Raw genomic sequence first — 12471 nt, 5'->3', positions numbered from 1 at the left:
ATGGCCTGGTTGGCGCCCGGCGCGCCGGGCTTATAGCGGTGGACCGGTAGGCCCTCAACCACCGTCAAGCGGCGGATAGGCCGTGGATGCCCGAGCGAACGGAATCACGGCGAGCTCGGCCTTTTTCGGCCCCGCCATGGCTTTAGCGCAACACCGCCGAAAAATCGCCGGATTGCGACCGCTCAATGGGTGGACGGTTCGCCTGCCCCCGCTCGCTGCCGGGGTGATCCCTTCTCCGCAAGCCACAGCCCGTTTCGGGCCCAGCCTCAGGAGCCATTCATGCGTATCGCTCTCGGTCTCGCCGCCCTCCTGGCCTCGAATGCCGCTTTTGCCGCCCCGAAAGACCTGTCCGGAACGTGGCTGACGGGGGACGGGCGCGCGAAAATCCGTATCGACCGCTGCGGGCCGAGCGGCGGCAATGCCTGCGGCAAGGTGGTCTGGCTGAAAGCTCCGACCGATGACGCCGGCGCGCCGCGCATCGACGTGAAGAACCCCGATCCGAAGAAGCGCGCCCGCCCGATCATCGGGCTGACGCTTCTCGAAAACCTCAAGCCTGAAGATGCGGGCTTTGCGGGCGAGATCTACAACGCCGACGAGGGCAAGATCTATCAGGTCAGCCTGGAGCGCGAGAGCGAGAGCGAACTGAGCGTGCAGGGCTGCATGCTCAAGGTGCTGTGCGGCTCGCAGACCTGGACCCGCGTGCCGGACGTGAACCAGCAGGCCGCCGCGACCCCTGCGAAGACTGCCGCGAAGCCGGCGCCGGCCAAGGCACCCGCCGCCCCGGCGGAGTGACGCCCGCCGAACGGTTTAGAAAAATGGGGCGCGCCTTTGCTGGCGCGCCCTGAAGTTCGGCAAGCCTGATGGGGATCAAGGCCGATTAAGGTTGGCGCGATGCTGCGAGTCAGCGCGAGCGGCCGCGGTCACCTATTTGTCATCCCGGAACGGTTTCAGAGCGATGCTCCCGGTTCGGCCCGGCTCGGCCTGACCGGTACAACCGTCATCGTCCTGTCGGATGTTTCCGCTTCTCACGGACATCGTGGCGCCCGCGCAACCGTTCTGAAGCCTCGTGCTTCGGCGGGTCTTGGGTGCATTGCGGCGGCAACGGCATCTGCTAGGCCGCTCACGGGGTGGCGGCGGGGGCTGGCGCAGTGTTCAAGGCGCGCGCGGGGATAATCGCGAAACAGGGGGCGGTCTCGGCAGGGCTGGCCGTCATCCTCGGCGTTCACGCCGGCGCTGGCATGGCCGCAGACCTCGCGGAACGTGCACGGCCCCGCTTCATCGATTGGTCCGGCTTCTATGCCGGGGTGCAGGGCAGCGCGGGCGCTTCCTTCGGCAACTACGATTTCGGCCCGACCACGATCGGCTCGCGCCGCGTTCGATCGATCTCGACGGGCGATGCCACCGGCAGCCGCGATCTCGGCAGCGATGCCACCACGGCGGTCGGCGGCGCCTTCGCCGGCTGGAATTGGCAGGACGGGGCGCTTGTCTACGGCATCGAGGCCGACCTCGTCGGAGCCAACCTCAAGCGCGGCGCGCGCTCCGATGCGACGGGCTTCGGCTACGAGGGGATCGATCCGCCCTTCGCCCTGATCCGCGAGAAGACGGACGTCTTCGGAGCCGCCCGCGCCCGGCTCGGCTACGCCTTCGGCAACAACCTGATCTACGCAACCGCCGGTCTCACGGGCGCCAACGGCCGGGTGCTCGCCACCTATCCGGATCTGGGCGGCGGCCCGACGATCACGGCCACGCGCAACGTCTCCTATCTCGGCTTCACGCTCGGCGCGGGCGTGCAGTTCGCGGTCGATCCGCATCTCTCGCTGGGAATCGACTACCGCTACAGCGACCTCGGCGAGAGCGGCCGCTTCGGCCTCGGCGCGTTGCCGGGCCTCGATGGCGGGCCGGTGACGACCCGGACCAGCTTCGTCTCCAACAAGATGATGGCCCGGCTGATCTGGCACCCCCAGGCGCTGACGCTGGTGCCGGAGGAGGAAGACGAAACCCCGAAGGACGCTCGCTTCTCGCTGCACGGGCAGACCACTTTCGTGAACCAGAGCGTGACGGGATTCCGCGCGCCCTATCGCGGGCCGCAGAGCCTCGTGCCGGATCAGGCGCAGGCGACGACGACCGCGACGCTGTTCCTCGGCCTCAAGCTCTTCGAGGGCACGGAACTCTACTACAACCCGGAATTCAGCCAGGGCTTTGGCCTGTCGCGTACATTGGGCGTGGCCGGTTTCGTCAATGGCGAGGCGCAGAAGGCGGGTGCGCCGTTCCCGAAGCTGCGCTCGAACCGCTACTTCGTCCGCCAGACCTTCGGGCTCGGCGGCGAGACGGAAGCGGTGCCGGACGGGCCGAATTCCGTCGCCGGCACGCGCGACGTCGAGCGCATCACGGTCATCGCCGGCAAGTTCGCGCTCGGCGACTTCTTCGACGGCAACGCCTATGCCCACGACCCGCGGGTGGATTTTATGAACTGGGGCCTGTGGGCGGCCGCCGCCTGGGACTTCCCGGCCAACCTCCCCGGCTTCACGCAAGGCGTGATGGTCGAGTACAACCGCGCGGAATTTGCGATCCGTGCCGCCTACACGCAGGTGCCCAAGGAGCCGTCCTCCGACGTGCTCGATCCGCGGGTGTTCGAGCGGGCCGGCGCCGTGATCGAGTTCGAGGAGCGCCACACGCTGCCCCTGCTCGACCAGCCGGGCCGCTTACGCCTCGGCCTGTTCTCGAATGTCGGCAACACCGCCAACTTCCGGCAGGTCGTGGCGCTGACGCAGTCCGGCGCCTTCGCCGACATCAACACGGCGGCCGCAGCGACCCGGGAGCCCCGGCGCAAGAGCGGCGCCTACGTCAATCTTGAGCAAGCCCTCACCGCCGATCTCGGCCTGTTCGCGCGGGCGAGCGTCAATGACGGGCGCAACGAGAACCTGAATTTCACCGATATCGACGGCTCGGTCTCGGGCGGCCTCTCGCTCAAAGGCGCGGCCTGGGGCCGGCCGCAGGACACGGTCGGCGTCGGCGCCGCCGCGAATCGGATCTCGACCGCTCACCGCGCCTACTTCGCCAATGGCGGCCTCGGGCTCCTGATCGGCGACGGCCGCCTCGACAACTACGCGCCGGAGCGGGCGGTCGAGGTCTATTACGCGCTGAACCTGACGAAGGCCGTGACGATGACCTTCGACTATCAGCACATCGAGAACCCGGCCTATAACCGCGACCGGGGCCCGGCCGATTTCTTCGGAACGCGGCTGCACACGGATTTCTGACCCGTCCGGCCAATACGACATCGTCCCGGATGGTTCGTGGAGGACGCCGGACGCGATGGCGGACGCGTCCGAAGTGTTTGCGTGACAGCGCCGGCCGAGGGCATCATGCGCCGGTCTCGCGCCGGGGCACGGTGCCCCCCATATAAGGAGCGCCGAGGACGTGCGCCGGTTCACGCGCTTCCGCCGGTTTGGTGCGATGCCGCCGGACCGGCCGCCCTCCCGCTCCTCTTTTTCATCCAGCCCGGATACGGAGAGCCCATGAGCTCCGGACACGCCCCTTCTTTCACACCCTCGCTCGAAGGCGACGACGACGCCGTTCTGCCCTTCGCCGTCGAAGCGCTGGATCTGCGCGGCCGCGCCGTGCGGCTCGGGCCCTCGATCGACACCATTCTGCGCCGCCACGGCTATCCCGACGCGGTCGCCCGGCTGATCGGCGAGGCGGCGGCGCTCACCGTGCTGCTCGGTGCCTCCCTGAAGCTCGAAGGCCGCTTCCAGCTCCAGACCAAGACCGACGGACCGGTGAACATGCTGGTGGTCGATTTCGAGGCGCCCGACCGGGTACGGGCCACCGCCCGCTTCGATGCGGAGCCGGTGGCCGCCCTCGGGCCGAAGGCGCGCGCCGCCGACCTGATGGGTCGCGGGCATCTGGCCATGACCATCGACCAGGGGCCATCCCAGAGCCGCTACCAGGGCGTCGTCGCGCTCGAGGGGCAAAGCCTCGAAGAGGCTGCGCACCAGTATTTCCGCCAATCCGAGCAGATCCCGACGCTGGTCCGCCTCGCGGTCGCCGAGCAGATGGAGGGCGGGGAGAGCCGCTGGCGAGCCGGCGGCTTGCTGGTGCAGTTCCTGCCGACCTCGCCCGACCGGATGCGCCAGGCCGACCTTCCGCCCGGCGACGCGCCGGAGGGCCACGAGATCCTCACCGGCGGCACCCGTGACGACGATGCCTGGACCGAGGCGCGCAGCCTCGTGAACACGGTGGAGGACCACGAGATCGTCGATCCGGCGGTGTCGAGCGAGCGGTTGCTCTACCGCCTGTTCCACGAGCGCGGCGTGCGCGTGTTCGATGCGCAGAGCGTGATCGAGCGCTGCCGCTGCTCGGAAGAGCGGGTGCTGGGGATGATCCGCTCGTTCTCGGCCGAAGAGCGCCGGGACATGGTGGCGGATGACGGCACCGTGTCCATCACCTGCGAGTTCTGCTCGCGCCGCTACGTGCTCGACCCGGCCGAGGTCGAGCGGGATATCGCGACCGCGCCGGGGGCGTGAAGCACCTACTCGTCAATCTGCGTCCGGGATCGCGGCACAGACCCCGCGACCCTCGGGCCGGCATCGGAAGGATCGGCGGGTGACAGCCCGCCGATCCAGCGATCACCCGCTTTGCAGCCGATCACCTTGCCGGGGCGATCGCGATGGCAGACCCGCGCAAAGGCAGCGGCAGGGTCATCCGGCGACGGCATCCCCGACCCTCTGCCGAGCAGATCCGTCATGGCTCCGGTTCAGGAAAGCGTTCTCACGGGCGTGATCCCGTTTGGAGTCGCTCCATGTTAAGGGAAGCGCAGGCCCCGTTCTTGCGGGCCTGTCCGTGCCGTCGACATCCGAACGAGGCGAACGAGCCATGCCGGAGCTTCATCCCGAGGTCGCCGCGGTCACCGAGCGCGTCATCGCGCGCTCCCGCAACAGCCGCCGCGCCTATCTCGACCTGATCGAACGCGAGCGCGAGGCGGGCGTGCACCGCCCGATGCTCGCCTGCGGCAACCTCGCCCACGGCTTCGCGGCGTCCGGCGAGGACAAGCCGGCGATCATCGCGGGCCGTGCCATGAATATCGGCATCGTCACCGCCTACAACGACATGCTCTCGGCGCATCAGCCCTACGGGCGCTATCCCGAGCAGATCAAGCTGTTCGCCCGCGAAGTGGGTGCGACGGCCCAGGTGGCCGGCGGCACGCCCGCCATGTGCGACGGCGTCACCCAAGGCCAGCGCGGCATGGAGCTGTCGCTGTTCTCCCGCGATACCATCGCCCTCTCCACCGCGGTCGCGCTCAGCCACGGCATGTTCGAGGGCGCGGCGCTGCTGGGCATCTGCGACAAGATCGTGCCCGGCCTCATCATCGGCGCGCTCCGCTTCGGCCACCTGCCGATGATCCTGGTCCCGGCCGGTCCCATGCCCTCGGGGCTCGCCAACAAGGAGAAGCAGCGCATCCGGCAGCTCTATGCCGAGGGTAAGGTCGGCCGCGCGGAACTGCTGGAGAGCGAGTCCGCCTCCTATCACGGGGCCGGCACCTGCACCTTCTACGGCACCGCCAATTCCAACCAGATGATGATGGACGTCATGGGCCTGCACATGCCCGGCGCCTCCTTCATCAACCCCGGCACGCGGCTGCGGCAGGCGGTGACGCGTTCGGCGATCCACCGGCTCACCGAGATCGGCTGGAACGGCAACGATTACCGTCCGCTCGGGCGCTGCATCGACGAGCGGGCGATCGTCAACGCCATCGTCGGCCTGCTCGCCACCGGCGGCTCGACCAACCACGCGATCCACATCCCGGCCATGGCGCGCGCCGCCGGCATCATCGTCGATTGGGAGGATTTCGACCGGCTCTCCGGCGTGGTGCCGCTGATCGCGCGGGTCTACCCGAACGGCGCGGGCGACGTGAACCACTTCCACGCGGCCGGCGGCATGTCCTACGTCATCGCCTCGCTGATCGATGCCGGGCTCCTGCACGACGATCTCCTGACGGTGGCCGGCACGCGCCTGCGCGACCACGCCCGCGACCCGAAGCTTCTGGGCGAGGGCAACGACCTCACCTTCGAGGACGCGCCGGCCGAGCCGCTGGACGAGGCCATGCTGCGTCCCCCCTCCCGCCCGTTCCAGCCGGATGGCGGGATGCGGCTGGTGAAGGGCAATCTCGGCCGCGCCACCTTCAAGACCAGCGCGGTCGATCCCGAGCGCCGCACCATCGAAGCTCCGGCCCGCGTCTTCTCCGATCAGGACGAGGTCATCGCTGCCTTCAAGGCCGGTGAGTTGGAGCGCGACGTCGTCGTGGTCGTGCGCTTCCAGGGTCCGCGCGCCAACGGGATGCCGGAACTACACAAGCTGACCCCGCCGCTGGGCGTGTTGCAGGACCGCGGCCACAAGGTGGCGCTCGTCACCGACGGGCGGATGTCGGGGGCCTCCGGCAAGGTGCCGGCGGCGATCCATGTCAGCCCCGAGGCGGTCGGCGGCGGCCCGATCAGCCGCATCCGCGACGGCGACATCGTCCGACTCTCGGCCGAGCAGGGATTGCTCGAAGTGCTGGTCGATTCGGCCGAGTGGGACAGCCGCGAGGACGCGGTGCGGCCGCCGGACGGCCTCGGCACCGGCCGCGAGCTGTTCGCCTTCATGCGCCAGGGCGCCGACGACGCCGAGCGCGGCGGCTCGGCGATGCTGGCGGCGGCGGGCCTTTAAGTCATCGTCCCGATACGCGCGATCAGCCGAACCGACACCGGAGGAAACCCCGATGAGCACCATCGACGCGCTGATGCGCTCCGTTCCCGTCATCCCCGTGCTGGTGGTGGAGAATGCCGCCGATGCGGTGCCGATCGCCGAGGCGCTGGTCGGCGGCGGGCTCACCGCCCTCGAAGTCACGCTCCGCACCCCCGCGGCGCTCGATGTGATCCGGGCGATGTCGAGCGTCGAGGGCGCGGTGGTCGGCGCCGGAACGGTGCTGAACGCGCGCGACCTCGATGCCGCCATCGGCGCGGGCGCGAAGTTCATCGTCAGCCCCGGACTGACCGCGCCGCTGACGGAAGCGGCCCTCGCCTCGGGCGTTCCCTACCTGCCGGGCGTCGCCACCTCCGCGGACATCATGCGCGGCCTCGATCACGGGCTCGACCGCTTCAAGTTCTTCCCGGCGGAGGCCGCGGGCGGCCTGAAGGCGCTGAAAGCGCTCGCCGCGCCGTTCGGACAGGTACGCTTCTGCCCCACCGGCGGCATCACCGAAGCGAGTGCCGGGGACTGGCTCGCCCATCCTGCCGTGCTCTGCGTCGGCGGAAGCTGGGTGGTCCCCGCGGGCAAACCCGATCCGGCCGCGATCCGCCGGCTCGCCGAAGCCGCCGCAACGTTGCGGCCCGCCCGGTAGAGCACCCAACGACGAAGGGGTCACCGGTTCGTCGAAAGACTGCGCATCAAAACAAGGACCGAGAGACGCCGGCCTAATGCAATGCGGTCGGACAAGGCTCTACGCGGCCTTCAGCCTCGCCGGAAAGCGCAGAGCTTCGTCTCCGCCTCCCATGCGCCCTTGCGAGCACGGCCGCTACGCGCGGGCGTCGGATCGGCTGTTCCGTCCCGACGCCACGCCGCCATCGCGGATGAAGTCACCAGTTTACAACAGTTCCGAGCAGCGTAGTTGCGGTTATGCAACAATGTTTCTGCATCGTATAGATTTGAACGCCTCCAGCTTTCGGCAAATCGCGTTGAATGACGATGTTTTAGGCTGTTATCGCGAATTATTCTAAACAAAAGCACCATTTTTGTCGTTTGTTATAGTGCTTCACCCGCTTGATCCCCGTCGAGCGATGTCATCATGAGCGCCAAGTCGGCGTCACGACGTCGTCAAATATCGACAAGAAGACGGGGGATTGGACTTGAGACGTCGCGGAACGAACGAAGTCGCGTTTGCGCTTCTGGCAGGCACGGCCGTCGCGGTTGCCCTCCCTGCACGGGCACAACCCCTTGTTCCGGTCGAGGCGTCTCCCGCCGCCGTCGCGCTGGATGAACTGGCCGTCGAAGGCCTCGGCCGCGGCGCGCTGCGGCTTGAGCCCCAGGGCGGTGTCACGGTCGGCTATCTCGGCAAGGCGACGCGCAGCGCCACCAAGACCCCGACGCCCCTGCTCGACACGCCGCAATCCGTCTCGGTCATCACACGCGAGCAGATCCTCGACCAGGGCTTCCAGTCGATCGGCGAGGCGACGCGCTACGTTCCGGGCGTGATCCAGGCCCAGGGCGAGGGCAATCGCGACGAGCTGATCATCCGCGGTCAGCGCTCGAATGCCGACTTCTTCGTCAACGGTATCCGCGACGACGTGCAGTATTACCGCGACCTCTACAACATCCAGCGCATCGAGGTGCTGAAGGGGCCGAATGCTATGATCTTCGGCCGCGGCGGCGGCGGCGGCGTGATCAACCGCGTGCTCAAGGAAGCCGATGGCGTCCCGACCCGCGAGATCGTCGCCCAGGGCGGCCAGTTCGCGAACAAGCGCGTGGCGCTCGATGTCGGCGACCGCGTCTCCGACATCGTGTTCTTCCGCATGAACGGCGTGTTCGAGGATACGGCGACTTACCGCGACTTCGTCGATATCCGCCGCTACGGCGTGAACCCGACCATGACGTTCCTGCTCGGGCCGCAGACGACGCTGCGTCTGTCCTACGAGTACTTCCACGACGACCGCACCACCGATCGCGGCATCCCCTCGCAGTTCGGCCGGCCCTACCGGTATCGCGACAACCGGACGACCTATTTCGGCAACCCGTTCCTGTCGCCGACCTACGTCAACGCCCACATCGCCACGGCGCAGCTCGACCACGTCTTCGAGAACGGCGTCGTGATGCGCAGTCAATCACGCATCGCCGATTACGAAAAATTCTACCAGAACGTCTTCCCCGGCGGGGCGGTGAACGCGGCCGGCACGGCCGTCAACATCTCGGCCTATAACAGCCAGACCGACCGGACGAACTACTTCAACCAGACCGACTTCACCTACCAGTTCCTCACGGGCCCGGTGAAGCACACCCTGCTCGGCGGGTTCGAACTCGGCTACCAGGAAGGTCTAAGCGTCCGTGAAGACGGCTTCTTCGCGACCACCGGTACGCAGACCCTCGTCGTCAACCCGCTCGCGCCGCTGACGCGCGTCGGCGTCAACTTCCGCAACATCGCCAGCGGGGCCAACAGCACCTACGATCTCGGTCTCGCCGCGGCTTACGTGCAGGATCAGGTCGAACTGAACGACTACGTGCAGCTCATCGGCGGCCTGCGCTTCGACCATTTCGACTTCGCGGCGACCGACCGGCGCACCAACATCACCAATGCCCGCGTGGACGACCTGATCTCGCCCCGCGCCGGCCTCGTCGTGAAGCCGCTGCCGAACCTCGCCTTCTACACGAGCTACAGCATCTCCTACCTGCCCTCGTCCGGCGATCAGTTCAGCGCATTGACGCCGGGCCTCGTCATCGCTCAGCCGGAGAGATTCGAAAACACGGAAGTGGGCGTGAAGTACGACGTCTCGCCCGTGCTTCAGCTCACCGGCGCGCTTTTCAACCTCGACCGCACCAACCAGCGCATCGCCGATCCGAACCGGCCCGGCTTCTTCCTGACCTCGGGCCAGACCAACACGCAGGGCGCGGAGATCGGCGCCAACGGCTACGTCACCGATTGGTGGTCGGTCGCGGGCGGCTACGCCTTCACCGATGCGCGCATCGCGAACCGGCTCTCCGATACGATCGTGGCCGGCAACTTCGTCGGCCTCGTGCCGCTCAATTCCTTCACGCTGTGGAACAAGTTCGACATCGATCCGAGCTTCTCGGTCGGCGTCGGCTTCATCAACCAGTCGCACTCCTTCGCGACTTCGGACAACACCGTCCGGCTTCCGAGCTACTCGCGCTTCGATCTGGGCCTGTTCTACCGGATCAGCGAGAACGCACGCGCGCAGGTGAACATCGAGAACCTGTTCGACCGCAACTACATCGTCTCGGCGCACAACAACAACAACATCCTGCCCGGTGCCCCCCGCACGGTCCGGGCACAGATCATCGTGCGCTGGTAGCCGCCCCTCCCGCTTCCGGGCACGCCCGGAGGCGGGATCACACCGCCCGCAACGGCCCCTCCAACACGCCGATGACGCGGGCGAGGTCGTTGCCGCGCTTCATCACGAGGCCGCTCGCCGCGATCACCGCGTAGGCGCCCTGCCGGCGGGCGAGCTTGGGATCCTTCTCGATCCGATAGAGCGGCATCTCGGAGGCGCGGCGGTAGATCGAGAACACCGCCTTGTCGCGGCGGAAATCGAGGGCGTAGTCGCGCCACTCGCCCTCGGCGACGCGCCGTCCGTAGAGGTTGAAGATGGTCCGCAACTCGTCGCGCTGGAAGGCGACCTGCGGAGTGGTGGGCGACGGAAACGGGATCACTTGCGGCGTGACGTGCGGAGCCACTTGGCTGTCCCGGTCGTTCGAGCGGTGATCGACGCTCTGCCCCTCGCTCATCGTCACTCCCGTAGCGGTGCCGGCGTTTCTGCGGCGTGCGGGAGATGATGGGCTCCGCGGCAGGCACCCGCAAGGTGCTTCGCCGGCCATCGGTCGCGTAGCGTGGTTTCGACGCGGCGCGCGACTCATGTGCGTCGCCGCACGGTGAGGTGGTGAACATCACCGTCCCGCCGCAGACTCGCCTTGCCATCGCCACCGCGACACGCTTTCACTGTGGCTTGAAACCTCGTCGGTCTGTCCACCGCGGCGGCGCCTGAACCCGAGCTCCCCAGCCCTCGGGCAATGCCGCGGATTTCGGCAAATCGGCATCCAGGGGTTTCGAGACCCAAGGACTTCAGGCGGCCTCCTCGGAGCGCCGCCCTTTTTTCGTGTCGAGGCTCCCGCCGCTCGCGGGTGCATCAGCCCGAAAGCCGATCGCCACCTCTCGGAACGAGGCTCGCGGCGGGGAGCCGCGGCCGCATCCCCCAACAACCATCTTGGCAGCCGCGCCCGCTGGCGCGAGAAGCGGCGGCGATGTCCGAGTCCTCTCCCCCCGCAGCGGCGCCTCCGCCCGTCTTCGACGACGCCTTCCGCGCACGCCTCGCGGACCTGTTCGCGTGGCGGCGGGACGTGCGGCGCTTCTCCCGCGAACCGGTCGACGAGGCCGCGCTGCGAACCTGCCTCGATCTGGCGGCGCTGGCGCCCTCCGTCGGCAACAGCCAGCCCTGGCGGTTCGTACGGGTGTCCGAGCCCCGGCGGCGCGCGGCGGTCATCGCAAGCTTCGAGCGCTGCAACGCCGCCGCCTGCGCGACTTATGCCGATGAACAACGCACGCTCTACGCCCGCCTGAAGCTCGCGGGCCTGCGCGAGGCGCCGGTTCACCTCGCCGTGTTCTGCGATTCCGGAACGGGCGCCGGCCACGGGCTCGGCCGGGCGACCATGCCGGAGATGCTGCGCTACTCGGTGGCGGCCTGCATCCATGCCTTCTGGCTCGCCGCCCGCGCCCACGGCATCGGCGTCGGCTGGGTCTCGATCCTCGAACCCACCCTCGTGACGGACGCCCTCGACGTGCCGGAAGGCTGGGATCTGGTCGCGTATCTCTGTGTCGGCCACCCGGTCGAGGAGCATGCCGACCCGGAACTCGTCCGCCACGGCTGGCAGGAGCGGCACCCGGAGGCGGCCCGGCTCCATGAACGCTAAGACCAGCGCTGAGGCCGGCGCCCCGAGCCGATACTTAAAATTTGTCGGAATTTTCGAGCCCGGCATTCGCTAAGCCGCCAAGAGGCCGTGCATGGGGCGCGCATTTCGCGGCGCGTAAAGCAGAATCGCAAGCTGGAACGGCGGATCGTCTTCGTCAGTTACGCTCCAGCTTCGAAAGGCGATCTTCGATGTTCAGGACAGTCAAGTACAGGGTGCGCCTCGCGGGCGCGCTCACGGCGGCTTTGTGCGCGGCTGGTGCCGCGCAGGCCCGGGAAGTCGTCCCCTTCGCCGACGGACTCGGTGCGGGCACGATCGTGGTGCGCACCACCGAGCGCCGGCTCTACCTCGTCAACGGCGACGGCACGGCGATCCGCTACCCCGTCGCGGTCGGCAAGCCGGGCAAGCAGTGGAGCGGCGCCACGCAGATCGACGGCAAGTATTACCAGCCCGACTGGTCGCCCCCGGCGGAGGTGAAGCGCGACAACCCGCGCCTGCCCAACCTCATCCGCGGCGGCTCGCCGAGCAATCCGATGGGCGTGGCGGCCATGACCCTGCGTGGCGGCGAATACGCCATCCACGGCACCAACCGGCCGAATTCGATCGGCACCTTCGCGTCCTACGGCTGTATCCGCATGTACAACCAGGACATCGCCGACCTGTTCGGGCGTGTCGCCGTCGGCACCGAGGTGTATGTGATGCGCTGAGCGGCGGTTCGAGGCGCGGCCATCCGCAAAGCTGCGCGGCCTGTTGTGGAGCCGTGAGGGTGGGGGCCGCCCCGCGTCGGCGCCGCTGGCGCGACGA

The 12471-nt window shown here is 68.2% G+C and carries 9 protein-coding genes; 8 read left to right on the top strand and 1 reads right to left on the bottom strand.

Going from position 1 to position 12471, the window contains the following annotated elements; genetic code table 11:
* Positions 1 to 279: 279 nt before the first annotated feature.
* The 6 genes from OVA30_RS06345 (at position 280) to OVA30_RS06320 (ending at position 10058) form a co-directional block, all read left to right on the top strand.
* Positions 280 to 792 (top strand): DUF2147 domain-containing protein, encoded by a 513-nt coding sequence (locus OVA30_RS06345; protein WP_015822577.1) that lies wholly within the window; start codon positions 280 to 282, stop codon positions 790 to 792.
* 356 nt (positions 793 to 1148) lie between these two features.
* Positions 1149 to 3260, top strand: a complete 2112-nt coding sequence (locus tag OVA30_RS06340) for a carbohydrate porin (RefSeq protein ID WP_268174961.1) — start codon at positions 1149 to 1151, stop codon at positions 3258 to 3260.
* Between the two features lie 258 nt (positions 3261 to 3518).
* On the top strand, positions 3519 to 4526 hold the full coding sequence (locus OVA30_RS06335) for an Hsp33 family molecular chaperone (RefSeq protein ID WP_012253537.1): 1008 nt from the start codon (positions 3519 to 3521) through the stop codon (positions 4524 to 4526).
* A 349-nt stretch (positions 4527 to 4875) separates the two neighbouring features.
* Complete coding sequence (edd, locus tag OVA30_RS06330) at positions 4876 to 6705, top strand: phosphogluconate dehydratase (RefSeq protein ID WP_076643973.1); 1830 nt, start codon at positions 4876 to 4878, stop codon at positions 6703 to 6705.
* A gap of 52 nt (positions 6706 to 6757) precedes the next feature.
* Entirely contained in the window at positions 6758 to 7378 is a 621-nt protein-coding gene (gene eda / locus OVA30_RS06325) for a bifunctional 4-hydroxy-2-oxoglutarate aldolase/2-dehydro-3-deoxy-phosphogluconate aldolase (protein WP_268174959.1), read from the top strand.
* 505 nt (positions 7379 to 7883) lie between these two features.
* Positions 7884 to 10058, top strand: coding sequence for a TonB-dependent receptor (locus tag OVA30_RS06320; protein WP_268174958.1), 2175 nt, complete (start codon positions 7884 to 7886; stop codon positions 10056 to 10058).
* Between the two features lie 37 nt (positions 10059 to 10095).
* Here the strand turns inward: OVA30_RS06320 and OVA30_RS06315 are convergent, their stop codons facing one another.
* On the bottom strand, positions 10096 to 10491 hold the full coding sequence (locus OVA30_RS06315) for a DUF2794 domain-containing protein (protein ID WP_003598586.1): 396 nt from the start codon (positions 10489 to 10491) through the stop codon (positions 10096 to 10098).
* Between the two features lie 513 nt (positions 10492 to 11004).
* On the opposite strand from OVA30_RS06315, the gene bluB reads away from it, so the two are divergent.
* Together bluB and OVA30_RS06305 are read left to right on the top strand one after the other, a co-directional pair.
* A complete protein-coding gene (gene bluB / locus OVA30_RS06310) occupies positions 11005 to 11670 on the top strand; it encodes a 5,6-dimethylbenzimidazole synthase (protein ID WP_268174956.1) in 666 nt (221 codons plus the stop codon).
* Positions 11671 to 11858: 188 nt separating this feature from the next.
* Positions 11859 to 12374 carry a L,D-transpeptidase gene (locus OVA30_RS06305; protein WP_268174955.1) on the top strand — a complete coding sequence of 172 codons (516 nt, stop codon included), beginning with the start codon at positions 11859 to 11861 and terminating at the stop codon, positions 12372 to 12374.
* Positions 12375 to 12471 lie beyond the last annotated feature (97 nt).

Origin of the sequence: Methylorubrum sp. SL192, assembly GCF_026672325.1 — a bacterium.
Lineage (GTDB): Bacteria > Pseudomonadota > Alphaproteobacteria > Rhizobiales > Beijerinckiaceae > Methylobacterium > Methylobacterium extorquens.
Note: the sequence above shows the minus strand (reverse complement) of the source record. Positions and strands in the feature narration are given on the sequence as shown.